This window comes from Alloalcanivorax xenomutans, from assembly GCF_032810065.1.
GTDB lineage: Bacteria > Pseudomonadota > Gammaproteobacteria > Pseudomonadales > Alcanivoracaceae > Alloalcanivorax > Alloalcanivorax xenomutans.
Window position 1 is genome coordinate 4,156,964 of the sequence record NZ_CP136538.1, and the last position, 19,443, is coordinate 4,176,406.

16 protein-coding genes are annotated in these 19,443 nt (G+C 61.6%); 9 read left to right on the top strand and 7 right to left on the bottom strand.

Annotated elements, in window-relative coordinates; translation table 11 throughout:
• Positions 1–203 precede the first annotated feature (203 nt).
• The 6 genes from RYH70_RS19220 to RYH70_RS19245 form a co-directional block, all read right to left on the bottom strand.
• Complete coding sequence (locus RYH70_RS19220) at positions 204–1,832, bottom strand: AMP-binding protein (RefSeq protein ID WP_317009529.1); 1,629 nt, start codon at positions 1,830–1,832, stop codon at positions 204–206.
• Between the two features lie 91 nt (positions 1,833–1,923).
• The gene (locus RYH70_RS19225) at positions 1,924–3,306 is read right to left on the bottom strand and encodes a hypothetical protein (protein ID WP_022994824.1); all 1,383 of its coding nucleotides are present in this window, start codon (positions 3,304–3,306) and stop codon (positions 1,924–1,926) included.
• Positions 3,307–3,484: 178 nt separating this feature from the next.
• Positions 3,485–4,906, bottom strand: a complete 1,422-nt coding sequence (locus tag RYH70_RS19230) for an NAD-dependent succinate-semialdehyde dehydrogenase (protein WP_055100440.1) — start codon at positions 4,904–4,906, stop codon at positions 3,485–3,487.
• 72 nt (positions 4,907–4,978) lie between these two features.
• The gene (locus RYH70_RS19235) at positions 4,979–6,742 is read right to left on the bottom strand and encodes an acyl-CoA dehydrogenase (protein WP_317009530.1); all 1,764 of its coding nucleotides are present in this window, start codon (positions 6,740–6,742) and stop codon (positions 4,979–4,981) included.
• A gap of 47 nt (positions 6,743–6,789) precedes the next feature.
• Positions 6,790–7,542: an acetoacetyl-CoA reductase gene (gene phbB, locus RYH70_RS19240; protein WP_022994821.1), complete on the bottom strand. Its 753-nt coding sequence runs from the start codon at positions 7,540–7,542 to the stop codon at positions 6,790–6,792.
• A gap of 4 nt (positions 7,543–7,546) precedes the next feature.
• The gene (locus RYH70_RS19245; protein ID WP_097057626.1) at positions 7,547–8,920 is read right to left on the bottom strand and encodes a malonyl-CoA decarboxylase; all 1,374 of its coding nucleotides are present in this window, start codon (positions 8,918–8,920) and stop codon (positions 7,547–7,549) included.
• A 211-nt stretch (positions 8,921–9,131) separates the two neighbouring features.
• Between RYH70_RS19245 and RYH70_RS19250 the strand changes: the two genes are divergently transcribed.
• From RYH70_RS19250 to RYH70_RS19270, 5 genes are all read left to right on the top strand, one after another.
• Positions 9,132–9,566, top strand: coding sequence for a MaoC family dehydratase (locus RYH70_RS19250; protein ID WP_014996430.1), 435 nt, complete (start codon positions 9,132–9,134; stop codon positions 9,564–9,566).
• 30 nt (positions 9,567–9,596) lie between these two features.
• Positions 9,597–10,145 carry a hydrolase gene (locus RYH70_RS19255; protein WP_014996431.1) on the top strand — a complete coding sequence of 183 codons (549 nt, stop codon included), beginning with the start codon at positions 9,597–9,599 and terminating at the stop codon, positions 10,143–10,145.
• Positions 10,146–10,204: 59 nt separating this feature from the next.
• Positions 10,205–11,776 (top strand): ATP-binding protein, encoded by a 1,572-nt coding sequence (locus tag RYH70_RS19260; RefSeq protein ID WP_233917359.1) that lies wholly within the window; start codon positions 10,205–10,207, stop codon positions 11,774–11,776.
• A gap of 11 nt (positions 11,777–11,787) precedes the next feature.
• Positions 11,788–12,426, top strand: a complete 639-nt coding sequence (locus RYH70_RS19265; RefSeq protein ID WP_022994817.1) for a response regulator transcription factor — start codon at positions 11,788–11,790, stop codon at positions 12,424–12,426.
• A 114-nt stretch (positions 12,427–12,540) separates the two neighbouring features.
• Positions 12,541–13,716 (top strand): YbfB/YjiJ family MFS transporter, encoded by a 1,176-nt coding sequence (locus tag RYH70_RS19270; RefSeq protein ID WP_055100438.1) that lies wholly within the window; start codon positions 12,541–12,543, stop codon positions 13,714–13,716.
• 109 nt (positions 13,717–13,825) lie between these two features.
• Here the strand turns inward: RYH70_RS19270 and apbC are convergent, their stop codons facing one another.
• Positions 13,826–14,917, bottom strand: coding sequence for an iron-sulfur cluster carrier protein ApbC (gene apbC, locus RYH70_RS19275; RefSeq protein ID WP_163122103.1), 1,092 nt, complete (start codon positions 14,915–14,917; stop codon positions 13,826–13,828).
• Between the two features lie 466 nt (positions 14,918–15,383).
• Here apbC and RYH70_RS19280 point away from each other — a divergent pair, with 466 nt between their 5' ends.
• From RYH70_RS19280 to RYH70_RS19295, 4 genes are all read left to right on the top strand, one after another.
• Entirely contained in the window at positions 15,384–16,766 is a 1,383-nt protein-coding gene (locus RYH70_RS19280) for an ABC transporter substrate-binding protein (RefSeq protein ID WP_163122106.1), read from the top strand.
• Between the two features lie 24 nt (positions 16,767–16,790).
• On the top strand, positions 16,791–17,681 hold the full coding sequence (locus tag RYH70_RS19285) for an ABC transporter permease (RefSeq protein ID WP_233917356.1): 891 nt from the start codon (positions 16,791–16,793) through the stop codon (positions 17,679–17,681).
• Positions 17,678–18,619, top strand: a complete 942-nt coding sequence (locus RYH70_RS19290) for an ABC transporter ATP-binding protein (protein ID WP_233917354.1) — start codon at positions 17,678–17,680, stop codon at positions 18,617–18,619. The genes RYH70_RS19285 and RYH70_RS19290 overlap by 4 nt, the downstream gene beginning before the upstream one ends.
• Positions 18,620–18,688: 69 nt before the next feature.
• Positions 18,689–19,435, top strand: coding sequence for a GntR family transcriptional regulator (locus RYH70_RS19295; protein WP_014996439.1), 747 nt, complete (start codon positions 18,689–18,691; stop codon positions 19,433–19,435).
• Positions 19,436–19,443: the final 8 nt, after the last annotated feature.

A 19,443-nucleotide genomic window follows, 5' to 3' on the forward strand; every position in this document is an offset into this window, starting at 1 on the left:
CTATGGCATCAGGAAACCATTAGCCCCCATCCATCCGCATCCCCCAAATTGGGGATAAGGAATTGCTCGCGGACAGGTTTCAGTCGGACTGACGGGGTTCTTTGGAGAGACGCACTGGAGGCCTTGGCCTTCAATGGCCTGACCAAAGGATGAGCGGCAAAAAAGCTTCCGGGGGAGCGCCCCCCGGAAGAACGCAGGGAAAATCAGGCGCTGAGTTGCTCGCGCAACACGTGTTTCTGGAATTTTCCGGTGGAGGTTTTCGGCAACTCGTCGACGAAGAACACTTTTTTCGGGCACTTGAAACCGGCCAGCCCTTCTCGGCAATGGCTGACGATGTCCTCCTCGCTGACCGAAAGCCCGCCCTTCAAGGCGATGAAGGCGCAGGGAATTTCTCCCCAATGCGGATCAGGGCCGGCCACCACCGCGGCTTCCAGCACCGCGGGGTGGGCGTACAGCACGCTCTCCACTTCCAGGGTGGAAATGTTCTCGCCACCGGAGATGATAATGTCCTTGGAGCGGTCCTTGATCTCCACGTAACCGTCCTCATGCCACACTCCCAGGTCACCGGTATGGAACCAGCCGCCGGCGAAGGCTTTTTCAGTGCCTCCGGGGTTGTTCAGATAGCCTTTCATGACGCTGTGCCCGCGCACGAACAGCTCACCCAGGCTGACGCCGTTGCGGGGTACCGGTGTCATCGTCTCCGGATCAGCCACCATCATGTCGGTCATCGACAGCGACAGAATCCCCTGCCGCGCCACCTTGTCGGCCTTGTCTTCCAGGGACAGCGTCGCCCACGGGTCCTGGAATTCACACACCAGACTGGGCCCATAGGTTTCGGTGAGCCCGTACAGATGGACGATGTTGATCCCCAGCTTTTCCATGGCGGCGATGGTGGCGGCCGGCGGCGCGGCGCCGCCGGTGGCCACGGTCACGGTGTGATCGAAGGGCTGTCGTTGCTCTTCCGGCGCGTTGATCATCATGTTCAGTACCACCGGGGCGGCACAGAAATGGGTCACCTTGTGCTCGCTGATGGCACGGAAAATCGGCTCCGGGTGCGGCTGGCGCAGACACACGTGGGTGCCGGCCACGGCGGTCACCGCCCAGGGAAAACACCAGCCATTGCAGTGGAACATGGGCAGTGTCCAAAGGTAGGCCGCGCCCTGAGGCAGCCCCAGACCGATGATGTTGCTCAAGGCATTCAGGTAGGCGCCGCGGTGGTGGTAGACCACGCCTTTGGGATCGCCGGTGGTGCCGGAGGTGTAGTTCAGCGTGATTGCCTGCCATTCATCCGCCGGCTCCCGCCAAGTGAAATCGTCACTTCCGCGCGCCATCAATTCATCGAAGGTCAGTTCCCCAACCCGTTCACCGCCCTCGAAAGTCGGGTCTTCCACATCCACCACCAGAGGGGAGACCGAACAGCGAGACAATGCCTCCCGGCTGCGGTCATGGAATTCCGGATCGGTGAAGAACACCTTGGCTTGCCCGTGATCCAGCATGAACGCCATGGATGCCGCATCCAGGCGGGTGTTCTGGGTGTTGAGCACCGCCCCCAGCATCGGTACGGCGAAATGCAGCTCCAGCATTTCCGGCACATTGGGCAGCAACGCCGCCACCGTGTCACCGGGCCCCACCCCCATGGCTCGCAGCGCCGAGGCCAACCGCAAGCAGCGCCGATGGGTCTCGCCCCAGGTGCGCCGTACCGGGCCATGAATCACCGCGGTGCGATAAGGATGCGCCAGCGCGGTACGGGTCAGAAAGGTGAGCGGCGTCAGAGCCGAGAAATTGGCGGCATTGGGCGTCAGGTCCGCATCGAAAGCAAGGGTGCTGGACATGATCGGAATCTCCTGAATTGAGGGCGCCCCATGCCGTTCACGGGGCGCCGGATGGTTGTGTCACTTTGTTGTTTTCGCGGGATTATTACGCTTACTCGGAGCCGGCGGGCTCGGCGGCACCGGAAGCCGTGCGGCTGTCACCGGCGAGCCAATCACGTTCCAGTACCAGCCACAGAATCAGACCCGCACCCAGCCCCCAGGCCGCGCCTTTAGTGGCCAGAATGGCGCCGACGATCACCGCCACGCCACGTTGCAGATTGGAGCCCTTGCCGAGCATCTCCACCGCCAGGTATCCGCACAGATAGCCCTGGATCAGCAGCGTCAGCGCCAGACCGATGTTCAAGCCCGGCTTGAACAGGGACACCACCGGCAGCAATAACAGCGCGATGCTCATGCCCCAGTAAATGCTGTTGGCCCCACCCCAATAGCTGTCCATGGCCTTGCGATCGTTGTTCATGTAGCGATTGACCACCAGTGCCTGGCCACCGGTCCAGGACGGCCCGGACAGACTGATGAAAGGCGCGCACAGCCCGTGAAACAGATTACGGATACCGGCGATGATGCTGTTGCGGCGCGGGCTGAATACCAGCTTCTCGTCCTTGCGTACCTTATCCGCGTTCTTGAACAGCGAATCGATCACCAGCACATCACCAAACGCGATCACATAAGCGGCCAGCGCCAGTGGCAGAGCATCCAGGAAGTATTGATAAGACGGCCAGCCGAGACCAAACACGGTATAGCTGTCGAGCATCTCGCCAAACGGCAGCGAGACCCAGCCCCATTGCAGACTCGGCGCCTGCACCTCACCAATCAGAATGCCGAACACATAGGCAATCAGGAATGGCACGGCGATACCGTACTGGGCAATGAAACGAAACATCGGGTAGCGCTCGCGCAACGGCGCCGCGGTTCTGGAGAACAGCATGAAAAACCCGAGCGTGGCCCCGAGCAGAATGGTGATCGGCATGGACCAGACCCGGCCGGTATCGGAAAACTCGGTCATCACCGCGGAGAAACCGGCGCCAATCAGAATCCCCGCTTTCAGCGACATGGGCATCTTGCGCACCAGCACATCGGCCCCTTTGAACAGCCCCATGGCGAAGAACACCGCCGCCACAGTCAGTTGTAACGCCACCAGGGCGAGAATCCGGGCGTCGCCTTCCGGGTAACCGGACAGAAAAGCCACATACAAAGGGATACCCGCGGTGATCCAGCCGGATACCGCCGGGTCGCCGAAATGGCCATGCAGCATGAACAGAAAATTGTTGATCACCACGAAGGCCACGGCGACTTCGAAGGGGATGCCCAGCACCGAAGTCATCAGGCCGGAAATACTCAGGGGCACCACACACAGAATCGCCCCTTGCAGGATGTCCGGCAATTCCAGCTTGTAGTGGACAAAAGGAATGCGCAGCTTGAGGAAACCCAGCGTCGAGGGCTGTTCGCCCCCGTCCGCTCTCTTTCGCAGACTCATGTTGTTCTCCGTTATCCGGTTTTATTGGCGTTATCGATGCGGCGGCAATGCCGTTTTTTTGAATCAGGGGTTTTCCCCTGAATACTAGGTATATATACCTTTTTAATCAAGCGAAAATACCCAAAATAAAAAGGCCCGCCAAAGCGGGCCTTTCAACGGAGCCGGAGCTGTCCGGCGGTCAGACCGCCACGCCACCGAGCTTGGTTTCCAGATATTCCAGCAAGCCTTCGCGGGCCCCCTCGCGCCCCAGACCGCTTTCGTTCATACCACCGAACGGCGCCGCCGCGCTGGTGGGATTGATGTCATTGATGCCGATGATGCCGAACCGCAGACCTTCGAACATGCGAATCGCCCGGGACAGCTTCTCGGTGTACACGTAGGCCGCCAGCCCGTAATGGGTGTCGTTGGCCATGGCCAGCACTTCCTCTTCGTTGTCGAAGGGAATCACCGGCGCCACCGGGCCGAACGTCTCCTCGCGGTAAATACGCATGTCCGGGGTCACGTCCGCCAGCAGGGTCGGCGCATAGAAATGGCCGCGATCCGCCTCACCGGCGAACAGACGCTCGCCGCCCTGCATCAGGCGGGCGCCCTTGGCCACCGCGTCGTCCACCTGACCGGCCACCTTGTCGATGGCCGCCTGATTGATCAACGGGCCGATGCTGATACCTTCTTCCATGCCGTTGCCGGCCTTCAGTTTGGCGATGCGGTTGCTCATCTCCGCCAGGAACGGTTCGATGATGTCGCGCTGAACGAAGATGCGATTGGGACTGATGCAGGCCTGCCCGGTGTTGAGGAATTTCACCAGGGACAACCCTTTGGCCGCATGCACCGGATCCACATCATTGAAGACAATGGCCGGTGCATGACCACCCAGCTCCATGGAAACCCGTTTGAGATGGCCGCCGGCCAGCCCGGACAGGTACTTGCCCACGGGAGTGGAACCAGTGAAAGTAATTTTTTTCACCAGCGGATGGGTGCAGAATGCCTCGCCCACCGGCTTCGGATCCTGTTTGGTGATCAGGTTCACCACGCCTGGCGGGAAACCGGCCTCGTGGAAAATCTCGAACATGGCCCGGGCGCACAGCGGCGTCGCTTCCGCCGGTTTCAACACGATGGTGCAGCCCGCCGCCACCGCCGGCGCCAGCTTGCGGGTGATCATCGAGATCGGGTAATTCCACGGCGTGATCGCGCCGACCACGCCCACCGGATGCTGCTGTACCCAGAAACGCTGGTTAGCGCGGGCGGATGGAATGGTTTCGCCGTACATGCGCTTGGCTTCCTCGGCGAACCACAGCAGAAAGTCGGCACCGTAACCCACTTCGTTGAGCGCCGCCTTGAGGGGTTTGCCCTGCTCGCGGGTCATCAATTCCGCCAGCTCCCGTTTGCGCGCCAGCATCAGCCCGTGGGCCTTGTACAACAGCGCCGCCCGTTCATAGGCGGTGGTGGCGGACCAGGACGCGAAGGCGGTATTGGCCGCTTCGATGGCCGCCGAGATATCAGCGTCGTCAGCGTCGGCGACGGTACCGATCTGCTCGTTGGTGGCGGGGTTGAACACCGCGAAGGTGTTGTCCTTGTTGATCCATTCACCGTTGATGTACATGGTTTTCTCCTGGGGCCTGGATTGGTGACGTTTTAGCCGCAACGGGCGCGATGGAAATAGTGTGAACTGGCCCTATAGCAGCTCTTCGGGCAGTGCCATCAGTGTATCGTCACCGAAACGCAAAGCCCGGGCGTGATGCAGATAACGGGGCAATATCTGCTCAAGGTAAAAGTGGACGTGATGCCGTTTGCGGCGAGCGAACGGGGAATCGTCTTCCGCCACGCTCAGCGCCGCGCGGCCCATTTGCCAGGCAGCCACCACGGTGGCGCTCAGCATCAAATAGTGGAAAGCGATAGCGCCGGGCAGCGTGGCACTGTCGCTGGCGCCCAGCAAGAATTCCGTGGCGTCGGCTACCGCCACCACCGCATCCGTCAACAGCGCTTTGCGTTCAGAGCCCAACACACTCTCCAGGTGCGGCTCGGCCAGAAACGCATCCATCTCCTCCAGCATCTCAAACATGGCGGTACCGCGATCACGCAAGGTCTTGCGCCCCACCAGGTCCATCGCCTGAATGCCGTTGGTGCCTTCGTAGATCGGCAGGATGCGCGCATCCCGGAACAACTGCCCGGCACCGGTTTCCTCGATGAACCCCATACCGCCATGACACTGCACGTTCAGGGACGTGACTTCCTGGGCCATCTCCGTGCACCAGCCTTTCACCAGCGGCGTGAGCAAATCCAGGCGCCGCTGATGACGGGCCCGGCGTTGCGGATCGCTTTCACCGTGCACCCGATCCACTTCGGCGCAGCCCACGTAGGCCAGCGCGCGCCCCGCCTCGGTGAGCGCATTCATGGTCATCAGCATACGACGCACGTCCGGGTGACCGACGATCGGCCCCGCCTCACGTTGTCCGGGAGCCACACCCTGCACCCTTTCGCGGCAGTATTCGCGTGCCTGCTGACAGGCCCGTTCAGCGACGGCCACGCCCTGCAATCCCACCGTGAGACGGGCGTTGTTCATCATCGTGAACATACAGGCCAGTCCCTGATTGGGCTTGCCGACCAGGTAACCGATGGCGCCGCCATTGTCGCCGTAGCTCATGACGCAGGTGGGACTGGCGTGAATGCCGATCTTATGTTCCAGCGAGATGGCCCGGCAATCATTGCGTTCGCCCGGGGAGCCGTCCTCGTTGAGCAAATACTTGGGCACCAGGAACAGGGAAATGCCCTTCACGCCCTCCGGCGCATCGGGCAAACGGGCCAGCACCAGATGGACGATGTTATCGGCCATGTCGTGATCGCCCCAGGTGATGAAAATTTTCTGCCCGGTAACGCGGAAGTGATCGCCTTCCGGGACCGCCCGTGCCTTCACCGCGGCCAGATCGGAACCGGCCTGCGGCTCGGTCAGATTCATCGTGCCACTCCAGGCACCGCTGACCATGGCAGGCAAATAGCGGGCCTTGAGAGACTCGTCGGCATTGGCGGCGATGGCTTCCACCGCGCCCTGGGACAACAGAGGGCAAAGCCCCCAGGACATGTTGGCGGCGTGCCACATCTCCTGCACCGCCACCGCCAGCGAGAAAGGCAGCCCCTGGCCGCCGTACTCGGGATCGAACTGCAGACTGCCCCAGCCGCCTTCCACGTAGCGCTGGTAAGCGTCACGGAAACCGGGCGCGGCAACCACGCCATCCTCTTGCAGACGCACGCCATGGCGATCGCCGTCGGCATTGAGCGGCGCGATCACCGACGAAGCCAATTTACCGGCCTCGTCCAGCACGGCTTCGGCCAAATCACGGGACACTTCGGTAAACGGCGGCAATGCCGCCAGACCATCGATATCGGTCAGCTCGCCGAGCACGAAAGCCATGTCCTGCAGCGGCGCTTTATATTCCGGCATGGGGCATCCTCTGTCTTTGTTGTTCGCGTAAGGGGTTCGCGGTGCCGTCAGCTCATGTACTGACCGCCATTCACCGACAGATTCGTGCCGGTGATGAAACCCGCCTCGTCGGCGGCCAGGAAGGCCACCGCCCGGGCGATGTCGTCGGGCTGGCCCAACCGGCCCACGGGAATACCGGCGATGATACCTTCAAGAATGTTCTCCGGCACCTGCCGCACCATCGGGGTGTCAATATAACCCGGCGAGACGGCATTGACGGTGACGCCCTTGCGCGCGCCTTCCTGGGCGATGGAGCGGGTGAATCCATAAACACCGGCCTTGGCGGCGGCGTAGTTGCACTGGCCGAACTGGCCCTTTTCCCCATTCAGGGAAGAGATGTTGACGATACGGCCGAAGCCCCGTTGGCACATGCCATCGAACACCGCCCGGCACAGGTTGTACATGGAGGTCAGGTTGGTGTTGATCACATCCTGCCAGAAGTGCGGCTCCATGCGCTTGATCGGCGCGTCCCGGGTGATACCGGCGTTATTCACCAGCACATCGATGGGGCCGAGCTCCGCTTCCACATCAGCGGCGAAGACGGCGCAGGCGTCATAGTCGGTGACATCCAGGGGACGGACGTGCACGGAATAGCCCTGCTGCTCCATGCTTTCCTGCCATTGCCGCGCCTGTTGTTCCTGTTGCGGGTCCGGATAGTAGGTCCCCACCACGGTGCGGCCCTGATCACACAGAGCCTGACACATGGCCACGCCCAAGCCGCCGGTGGCGCCGGTCACCACCGCCAATCGTTTCTCGCTCATAACTTTACGCCTTCAACAGTTTTTTCATGGATGCCGACGTGGCCACGGCCCCATCGACGGTGTAACTCTGGCTGCGCGCTTCGATACGCGGCAGCTCATAGCGATAATTGACCATCATGCCGGCGGACTGGCGCCGGCCTTTTTCGGACAGGTCCGCGGCCCAATTCAGCCGGGCCACCTGAGCGCCGTTACTGAGATGGAAGTGGGCCACCGGATCCAGGGCGTAGCGGCCCCGGCGTTGTTCACGGCACAGGTACCAGGCCATCAGCCGCCGCAGCGCCTCGGCACGCAAGGGATCCAGCCGCTCAGGATCCAGCAGAGCCCCGGCGCTGCCGGTGTCCCGCCATACCGCGCCGCCGGGCAAACCGGCCAGAACATCGTCGGACAACCCCTCCAGCCAACGGCTGAATCCGGGGATCGGCGACAGGGTGGCGAACTGCTTCAGTTGCGGTAGTTCCTGGCGCAGCAGCTTCACCACCCGTTTGATCAGGAAGTTGCCGAAACTGATTCCGGCCAGACCGGCCTGGGCATTGGAAATGGAGTAGAAAATCGCGGTGTCCGCTTGCCGGGCATCCAGCACCGGCGCGTCTTCATCCAGTAGCGCCTGGATGCTGCCGGCCATGCCCTCCACCAGCGCCACCTCGACAAAAATCAACGGCTCGTTGGGCATGTTGGGATGGAAGAACGCGAAGCAGCGGCGGTCCGGGCGCAAACGGTTCTTCAGATCGTTCCAGCCACGGATCGCGTGCACCGCCTCATAGGCGATGAGCTTTTCCAGTAACTCGGCGCTGCTTTGCCAACTGATCTGTTCCAATTGCAGCAGCCCCACGTCGAACCAGGCACCGAGCAACCGCTTGAGATCCGCTTCCAGCGGTGCCAGTTGGGGATATTCCTTGCGCAACGACAACAGTTCCGCACGCAGATCCACCAGGAACTTGACTCCCTCCGGCACGCCATTGAAACGGGTCAGCAAGGTCATGCGCGGCGGCTCCAGGGCATCACGCAGAGCCAGGGCGGCCTGCATGCGTCCCTCACTGCCGGCCGCGCGCCATTGCTCCATGGCCTGCTCCACCCGCGCCTCGTCCACGGCGTATTGTTCCGCCAGCAACATCAGGAAACGGGCACGGCCGTCGTGATTCAGAGCCTTGAATTCCCGCGCCAGGGTCACCGCCCGGTCACGGGCCGCCACCTGCCCGCCATCGTCCGCCAGACAGGCGTCTATCCATTTGATCAGGCGCTCCACGTCACCGCCGTTCAGGTCCGGGGTCAGTGTCAGCTTGCCGTCCAGCAGCCGCCGCTCGTTCCAGGCCTCCAGCCCCAGCGGTACCAGTCGGCGGATGGCCTTTTCCCAAAGACCGTCATTCTGATCCTGCATCATTGCTCTCTCCCACCAGGCCGCTCCACGCTGGTGCGGCACCGACGGCCAAGAGACTAGCAAAGCCCGATTACAAAACCAAGTATTTCTACTTGGATTTAAAAGTGTAAACCACTACACTTTTGAGTCACTGGCTTTAACTGGATGGCTTCGCGCCTTGTGAATAAACCAAAGCCACGACATAAAGAGTCACTACGTAAAACAAGGAATCCCGATGGACGAACTGCACGGTTACTACCTGGAAGATCTGAAAGTCGGCCTCAGCGCCAGCTACGCCAAGACCATTACCGAGGCCGACGTGGTACTGTTCGCCGGCATCACCGGTGACGACAATCCGGTGCACCTGAACGCGGACTACGCTGCCGGCACCCAGTTCGGCCAGCGCATCGTGCACGGCATGTTCAGCGCCGGCCTGATCTCCGCCGTGCTCGGCACCCGCCTGCCCGGCCCTGGCGCCATCTATGTGGACCAGCAACTGTCGTTCAAGGCGCCGGTCCACATCGGCGATACCGTGGTGGCCACCGCCACCGTGCTGGAGATTGACGAAAGACGGCGCCGGGTGAAGCTGGAAACCGTCTGCCGCGTCAAAGACAAGATCGTAGCCCAGGGCGTGGCCACCAACATGGTGGACCGCCGCCCCTCCCAGTAAAGATTATGAACAGGCTCTAAGGACCCGACCATGCTGATCGAAGCCCAAGATTCCACCCTGCTGGTCATCGACGTTCAGGAACGTCTGCTGCCCGGCGTACATGAACACGAAACCCTGGTGAAAAACTGCCGCTGGCTGATCGAAGTAGCGCAGCTGATGGACGTGCCGGTGCGCTTCACCGAGCAATACCCGAAGGGCGTCGGCCCCACCACCGACCAACTGCTGGAGCTGGCCGGTGACGCCAACCCCGCCATCGCCAAGACCGTATTCTCCTGCGCCGACGCGCCGGAATGCGCCTCGCTGCTCTCCGAAGCCCGCGGCAAGACGTTCGTGCTGTGCGGCATGGAAGCCCATGTCTGTGTGATGCAAACCGCCCTGGGGCTGCACCAGGCCGGCAACAAGGTATTCGTGGTGGCCGATGCGATCTCCGCGCGTAACCCGCTGGACACCGAGATTGCCCTGCAACGCCTGCGCGACGAGGGCGTGCGCGTGGTCACCCGGGAAATGGTGGGTTTCGAGTGGGTTCGCGATTCCCTCGCCCCGCAATTCAAAACCTTCAGCCAGAAGTTCCTGCGCTGATACCCGGAAACACCGCCGGCGCCACGCCGGCGGTGGTTGGGCACCGCACGAGGTACACTATGTTCCTTAGCCAGCAACCCAACCACGGCGCCATGGACACACCGACACCGGAAGAGGGCTTCACCGCGCTCACCGACGATGCCGAGCGCAACCGCCTGCTGGCGGAGATGGCCGAGCAGTCCACCGACATGATCTCCCGGCACACGCCCGGGGACTGGCGTTTCATCTATGCCTCACCGGCGGTGACTCATCTGCTCGGCTACAGCGTCGAGGAAATCGTCGGTGTCTCCGCCTATGACCTTTATCACCCGGACGATGTGGAGAATTTTCAGCGACGCGCACCCAGCGTTCGCTACGAGCGCGGCCTGTACACTCACACCTACCGGTTCCGTTGCAAAGACGGCCATTACACCTGGCTGGAAAGCACCAGCCGCACCTTGCGCGACCCGGGCACCGGTGACATCCGTGAAATCCTGGTGGTATCCCGGGACGCCAGCGGCCGTATCGAGGCGGAGCAGACCAACCGGCGGCTGGCGCGAGTGCTGGAAAGCACCAGCGATCTGGTGATCTTCACTTCCCTGGATCATCGCATCACCCATCTCAACGAGTCCGCTCGCCAGGTGCTGGCCCTGGACAGCGCCACCCCATCCGCCAATTTGTCGGAGCTGTTCACCGAGACCAGCTATCGCCTGCTTGGCGAAGCCGCCTTCCCCACCGCCCTGCGACGCGGCAACTGGAGCGGTGAACTGGACATGCGTGACCGCCGCGGCCAGACCATTCCGGTTTCCCTGGAATTGCTGGCGCACCGCTCCTATCACGGCGACATGGAGTATTTTTCCCTGGTGGCCCGGGATCTGAGCGCGGCCAAGGCGGCGGAAGCGCAATTGAAGGCCTATCAGGCGGATATCGAACACGCCAGCCGGCTGGTGACCATGGGCGAGTTGGCTTCGAGCCTGGCCCACGAGTTGAATCAGCCACTCACCGGCATCGTCAATTATCTGCGCGGCATCCAGCGCCGCTTCGGCGATCAGACCGAGGTGCGCTGGCAGGACCTGCGTGTGCCGCTGGAGAAAACCGTGGATACCGCTCTGCGCGCCGGCGGCATTATCCATCGAATGATGGATTTCACCCGCAAAAGAGCGCCGGTGCACGAGGCCATGGATTTGCTGCCGGTGGTCGACGATCTGCTGCAATTCTGCGAGCCCAACGCCGAACGCCACAATGTGGTGCTGGAAAACCGCATGACTCTGACCGGCGCCCGGGTTGTGGCGGACCGCATTCAGTTGGAGCAGATCCTGCTCAATCTGATCGTCAATGCCATCGAAGCCTGCCAGACTCCCGCCGGTCAAGCACCGCTCAAGGTCTGGCTGGAGGCACAGCGGCACGGCAGGCAACTGGAGATCCGGGTGCGCGATCAGGGCCCTGGCCTGCCGCCGCACAGCTCGGATAAACTGTTTGAGCGCTTTTTCACCACCAAGAAGAACGGGCTGGGCATGGGCCTGGCGATCAGCCGTTCCCTGGTGGAATCCCTCGGCGGCGAACTGTGGCCCCTCGCCGTGGAAGAAGGGGGCGCCTGTTTCTGTTTCACCCTGGCACTGGCGGACGACGAAACGCCGACCACAACGAATTGACCCGGATCCCAATGGCAAACAGCGAACCGACGCAAACCATTCATATCATCGACGACGACGCCGATGTGCGCGACTCCCTGCAATGGCTGCTGGAATCCGTGGGGCTGCAGGTGCGCTGTTATGAAACCGCCCTGGCGTTTCTTGAACGTTTCCAGCCCGGCGCTGGCGGTTGCGTGGTGATGGACGTGCGCATGCCCGAACTCAGCGGTATCAACGCGCAGAAGAAATTCCCCGAATATGGCATCGACCTGCCGGTGATCATGATCTCCGCCCACGGCAGCATCGACATGGCGGTGACCGCTCTCACCGACGGCGCGCTGACGTTCATCGAGAAACCGTTCGACGATCAGGTGCTGATCGATCATGTCCAGAACGCCCTCGAGCGGGATCGCCAGCACCGCCGCAAACTGCAGGCGCTGGCGGTACACCGGCAACGCTACGAAGGCCTGACCAAACGGGAACGGCAGGTGTTCGAGGAAGTGGTCAACGGCCTGTCCAATCAGGAAGTGGCCGATAAGCTCGGCATCAACCGCAAAACAGTGGAAGGCCATCGCGCCAACATGATGAGCAAGATGGCGGCGGATTCCCTGGCCGAACTGGTGCAGATCGCCATCAGCCTGCGCCAGCAGGACGCTCTTCTCCACGCCTGAACCATCCCATTCAGTTCAGTGATGCCGAGCATCTGTATAAATCATTTTTAGTGATAGGCGGACTCTGCTTAACTGGGCACCTGCCAACGACCGCCTCTCTCTTTGGAGCCGCCCATGACCACCACCGTCTCGCCCACCCGCCTGATACTGATGGGAGCGGCCACCACCCTGGCCGGGATCGGGTTGGGCCGTTTCGCCTACGCCGCGCAACTGCCGGGGCTGATCGAGGCCGGCTGGCTCAGCGCCCGTGACGCCGGTTTCGTCGGCGCCACCAATCTGCTCGGCTATCTGGTCGGCGCGGTACTTGCCAGCCGTCTGGCACGCCGGCTTGGCCCCGGCCCGGTGATCAAGCTGTCCACCTTGCTGATCGCCGTCAGCTTCCTGGCCAGCATGTGGCAAGGGCCGGTGTGGTGGTTCAGCCTGTGGCGCTTCGTCGCCGGCGTCACCGGAGCCCTGCTGATGGTGGTGGCGCCTTCCCTGATCGCCAGCCAGCTACCGGAATCCAAACGCAAACGGGGCACCGCCTGGATCTTTACCGGCGTCGGCACCGGCGTGCTGATCTCCGCCACCCTGGTGCCCTTGCTGATGCAGCAGGGGCCGGAACTGACCTGGCTGGGCCTCGGCCTGATCGCCCTGTTACCGGTGGCGCTGGTGTGGCGCCCCTGGCCGGGCCTGCCGCAAGCGCCCCAGCAAGGACAACAGCAGGCCCGCGTCGGCCTGGTGCTGGCCGCCATCTATCTGGCCTACCTGCTGGACGCGGTGGGCTTCGTACCGCATACGGTGTTCTGGGTGGATTATCTGGAACGACAAAGGGACTTCAGCACCTGGGCGGCGGCGATCCAGTGGGGATTGGTGGCCCTGGGCGCCATCAGTGGCCCGTTCCTGGTTGGCGCCGTTGCCCGCCATGCCGGCTGGCACCGCACCCTGTTCACCGCTTTGGCGTTGAAGGGAACCGCGGTCCTGCTGCCGATGCTGGTACCGGGAACGCTGGTGGTATCGCTCTCGTCCTTTACCGTGGGCGCGCTGATCCCCGGCATGGTCGCCACCACCATGGGCCGCATCGGCGAGCTGGTGCCCGCCCATGTGCACGCCACCGCCTGGGGCCGGGCCACCGCCCTGTTCGCTGTCGGGCAAGCGGCGGCTGCCTACCTGATGGCACCGATTTACGCCAGCGCCGAACACAGCTCGCTGATTTTCATCATCGGCGGCAGCGCCCTGCTATGCGCCGCCACCCTCACTCTGGCGACACCGTTGTTCGCCAAGCACAAACCGGTGACGGAAGTGTCCTGAATGACGAGCACGCTGGTATTCGCTCTCACAGCCGCTTCGTAGTCCCCTGTGGGAGCTGCCCTGGCAGCGAATACCTGCGTGTGCGTATTGCCTGTAAGCGATCCATTCCCTAACGATTCTCCACCACGATGCGCGGGAAGCGGGCTTTGTGGTCCAGCTGCCGGCAGGCCAATCGGCCCGCCATGGCCAGGGCCACGTTTCGATATTGCCGTGCCACCGCGCCGTCCGGTTGCGCCAGCACCGATGGCAGCCCGGCATCGGCCTGGGTACGAATACCCACATCCAGCGGCAGTTGGCCGAGCAACGGCACCTGGTAATCCTCCGCCATGCGACCACCACCGCCGCTGCCGAAAATCGCTTCCTGATGTCCGCAGTGGCTGCACACATGAGTGCTCATGTTCTCGATCACGCCAAGCACCGGAATGTCCACCTTCTCGAACATACGCAACGCTTTGCGCGCGTCCAGCAGGGCAATGTCCTGGGGCGTCGTCACCACCACCGCGCCGGCCACCGGAATCTGCTGGGCCAGTGTCAGTTGCACGTCGCCGGTACCCGGCGGCAGGTCCACCAGCAGATAATCGAGATCCCGCCAACGAGTATTCTTGAGCAACTGCGTCAGTGCCCGGGTCACCATGGAGCCACGCCAGATCACCGGCGAATCCTCTTCCACCATGAAGCCCGCCGACATGATCTGCACACCGTGGCCGATCAGCGGCGTCATCTGTTTGCCATCATCGCTTTGCGGCCGTTCGTCGACGCCCATCATGCGCGGCTGGCTGGGACCGTAAATGTCCGCATCGAGAATACCGACCCGCGCGCCTTCCGCCTGCAAGGCCAGCGCCAGATTGGCGGTGGTGGTGGATTTTCCGACACCACCCTTGCCCGACGCCACCGCGATAATGTTGCGCACTTCCGGCAACGGCTCCATACCACCCTGGACACGATGTGGACGCACCTGCCACTCCATATCCACGACCATCCGCATTGCATTGGCATGAACACGCAGATAGTCGATCAGGCCCGCCGCGCTTTCTTCTTTATAATTGTCCGCCGGGAATCCCAGGGACACTTTCAAAGTCGCGATGCCACCGTCCACCGATATGTTCCTGAGCGCTTTGCTGCTGATTAGATCCTGGCCCTGCATTGGTTCTTTCCAATGGCGCAGAAGATGGCGTAAGTGCGTGGTATCCAGAGTTGTCATGGGAGGCTCTCCTGACCGGTCATACCTTTTAAGGCAGCAATTTCCATGCCGCGAGGTGTGCCGTGGACAGGAAAAACGGATATCCATATTTAAAAACATTCTTTGATCTGTTCCTCTGCCCTTTCATACCCTGTTCCGCATCGTCCACCTCGACGATACCGCCTACCCGTCCGCGGGCGGCCCGACATCTCCGACGGGAATCACGCCGCGGCCAGCAACTTGTTCTAGTTGTCGTACCGTTACGCCTCGCCTTGTCCCGAAAACTGGCGTCATCACTGTGCATCTGCCCCAGCAAGGGGCAAGTGCACCTTGCGCCCGGATTCCGTCGCAAACACCAAACAAGAAAATTGCCCTTATAAAACATACGGATACGAACAGGCCTTCGAAAACTGGCACGTCTAATGCGTTTTATAAGCAGTGGTGATGTCTTGTTAGTACAAGTGAACTCTCAATGAGGAAACCGGACATGAATCACAAACGCTACGGCGTCGCGGCCTGCTTGAGCATTTTCATCGGGCTCGCTTCGACACCGGTACTCGCGGAAAGCATTCGCATTGGCATTGGCCACCAAAGCATGGTGACCAACACCGTGTCGGGCGGTGTTGTTCTGGAAAAACTGGATCTGATTGAAAAATACTTACCCAGGACCGGTAAGTACCAGGACGCGGACTACGATATTGTGTTCAAGGACTACGACTCCGGGCCACCGATCACCAACCAGATGCTGGCCGGGAAACTGGACTTCGGTGTCATGGGCGATTACCCGTTGATCGTCAATGGCGCCAAGTTCCAGGAAGGCGGCCGCGCCGAAACCCGCTTCATCGCCATCACCGGCTATAACAAGGAAGGCACCGGTAATGGCATCGTGGTACCGGTGGACTCCCCCGCCCAATCCCTCTCCGACCTTGCCGGCAAGGCCATTTCCACCCCGGTGGGCAGCGCGGCCTGGGGCATGACCCTGAAGGCGCTGCGGGACGAAGGGCTGATCGACGAGGTCACCATCGTCAATCAGTCACCGCCGGTGGGCGCCGCCAATATTGCCGCAGGTAAAATCGACGCCCATGCCGATTTCTGCCCCTGGTCCGAGATCATGGAATTCCGCGGTACCGGCCGGAAAATTTACGACGGTCGCCAGGCCGGCATCCCCACCTTCCACGGCATCGTGGTGCGCGAATCCTACGCCCGGAACTATCCCGAGGTAGTGCAGGCGGTTCTGGAAGCCACGCTCGAAGCGCAACAATGGATCCGGGACGATCCAGTACGTGCCGCCGAACAGGTCTCCAAGTGGACTGGTGTGGAAAAAGAAGTGCTTTATCTGTACTTCAGTGACGGTGGCATCACCACCATGGACGCCAGTGTCAAACCCGACTGGGTGGCGGCCATGAAGTACGACCATGAGCTTCTGCAAAACGAGAAACAGGTTCCGGATCTCAACTTCGACGCCTGGGTGGACGACAGCTACCTGCGTAGCGCCTACGCCGCCGCCGGCCTCGACTACGACGAGGCGATCGCCACCATGGTCACCCCGATTCCGGATAATCCAGCATTGCAGCCGGCGGAAATCTGGTACGCCGACAACGGCATCAAAGGCTACCCCTCCATCGATGCCATGCTGGTCGCTGAACGGCAGGCGGATGAGACCGGCGCCGATATCAACGCCACCTACGTCTACGACAAGAACAGTGGTCTGAAGCTTTTCGGTAAAAGCGCCTTCTATGCCCGCAACGGCGAGCAACTGGCCGCGTTCATGCGTCGCCCGGAGGCCGAAGCCTTCGCCACCGATGGCAGAGTTTTCAGCTACCGGCAAATTCTCCAAAGCCCCAATGACAACGCGCTGGCCGAACGGTGATCGCGAGTCAGGGAGGAGCGCATAATGAGTTTTAACAATAGCGACATCGGCGGCGAGACCGGCAGCCCGGTGATCGACCAGGTCGATACCCCAGCCGCCGACGCCACCACCATGGTACGCCAGGCGTCGGTACGCTTGCCGGAAACCATGCGCCGTTATCTGGTCCGAGGCCTGGCCCTTCTGGCCGCTCTTCTGATATGGCATTGGGCGTCCAGCAGTGGCTTCAATTGGTTCATCAATTTCGAGAATGTGCCCGGTCCGCTGGTGGTGGGCCAGGCGCTGATCGAAGCGCTGTCCAGCGCTGACTTCTACCTGCACATTCTGCACAGTTTGCGACGCATCGCCGTCGCTTATGCGGTGGCCGTGGTGCTCGGTGTCGGGCTGGGCATCCTGATGGGGCGCTCGCGTCTCGCCGAAGACATCATCACCCCGTACATCGAATTGCTCAGACCGATACCGGCGGTGGCCTGGATCCCATTGGCCATCCTGATGATGCCCAGCGAAGAATCCAGCATTATCTTCATTACCTTTCTGGGCGCTCTGTTTCCAATCGTCATCAACACCGTGCACGGCGTCGAGCAGACGCCGAAAGTGCTGGTACGGGCGGCACGCAGTCTCGGCGCCAGCAACGCAGCCATCCTTCGGCATGTGGTACTGCCCGGTGCACTGCCGAGCATTGTCGCCGGTCTCGCCATTGGCATGGGTGTCGCCTGGTTCTCCCTTCTGGCCGGCGAAATCATCAGCGGCCAGTACGGCATCGGTTACTTCACCTGGTCCGCTTACACCCTGATCCAGTACCCGCAAATCATCATCGGCATGTTGATGATCGGCGGTCTCGGCACGCTCTGCACACTCCTGATCAAGTTGCTTTGCCGGCCGCTGCTGCGCTGGCAGGTAGGGGAGAACGATCGATGAAACCAGCCACCAAATCGACCCCGGAAAGCGCCTTACAAGAGCAGACCCGTTCCCAGGAGAACACCATGACGTCCGCCATCGATATGATCCAGAGGCTGCCTCAACCACCGGAACGCAGCGCAAAAACTCCCGGCGGAGAACGCGGCCATATCGAGATTCGCGACGTCTCGGTGGAGTTCGAACGCAGTGGCGATTGGGCTACCGCGGTACATCGCGCTCAGGTGGATATCCGACCCGGTGAGTTTGTCTGTCTGCTCGGCCCCTCCGGCTGCGGCAAGTCCACGTTACTGAATGCGGTAGCCGGATTCGTCACCCCCACCCGGGGCGAACTTCTGGTGGACGGCGCTCCGGTCACGGCCCCTGGGCCGGATCGCGGCATGGTGTTCCAACAGCATTCCCTTTTTCCTTGGAAAACCGTGCGCGACAACGTGGCATTCGGCCCTTTGATGTCAGGGCTTGGCCGCAACGAGGCCATGAGTCTGGCGCGCACCTTTTTAGGCCTGGTCGGCTTGTCCGCCCACGCCAATGCCTTTCCTGCCACCTTGTCCGGCGGCATGCAGCAACGTGTGGGGATTGCCCGCGCGCTCGCCAACTACCCCAGCGTGTTGCTGATGGATGAGCCGTTCGGCGCTCTTGACGCCCAGACCCGCACCATGATGCAGGAGAGCCTGCTGGATATCTGGAGCGAGTTCGGCAACACCGTTTTGTTCGTCACCCATGACATCGACGAAGCCGTGTTTCTGTCCGACCGCATTCTGATCATGAGTGCCAGCCCTGGCCGCATCATCGCTGACATTTCCGTGGATCTGCCACGTCCACGCATTCAGGACCTGTTGACCCGGCCCGAATTCATGGCACTGAAGCGTGAGTGCCTGGATCTGATCCGCCGTGAAACCCTGCGCGCGTTCGAACAACAGAACGGACAGGCTGCTGGCTGAGATGGTTTTCATGCCGCCCCCGTTTACGCCCATGAATGCCATGACCTGTCATAACAAGAGGACAGTACCGTGAGCAAAACCCTGACCCGGCCGCTATCGAACCGGTCGCCGCAGCCTCTGTACCTACAGATCAAAGATCAGCTTCGGCGCCGCATTCTCGAAGGCGACTATCGCCCCCACGAAAAACTGCCATCGGAAAGCGAGTTGATGGGCGCCTTCGGCGTCAGTCGCATCACTATTCGGCAGGCGTTGCGCGATCTGCATAACGAGGGCCTGGTATTCAGCGCCCAGGGCAAAGGCACCTTCGTCAGCAAACCCAAGGCGGTGCAGAGCGTGGAGCACCTGCAGGGCTTTGGTGAAGCCATGGCCGCGCAAGGATACGAAGCCTCCGCCCGTTTGATCAGCATCCAGCAGTTGAAGGCACCAAAGGCGGTGGTTGCCGCGTTGCGGCTCGGCGGCGGCGACGATGTCGTGGAAGTGACCCGGGTACGTTTCCTCAACCGTGAGGCGTTATCCCTGGAGCGCAGCTACTTCCCGCTGGATATTGGCCGACGCCTGTTCGGCATGGATCTGAGCGGCGACATTTTTCCAATGTTGGAAAACCTCTTTGCCATCCCCCTGGGTGAAGCAAGCATCCGCATCGAAGCGGCGCTCTCCGATCAGGACACCCGCACTCATCTGAACCTGCAACCCGGCGAACCGGTACTGCGGGTGGAACGCCTTACCCATGACCGCCGGGGACGCCCCATCGACTTCGAATATCTGAGCTTCCGTGGCGACTCTTTCAAATATCACTTCCGTGTGGATCGGAAATAGGAGGAAAC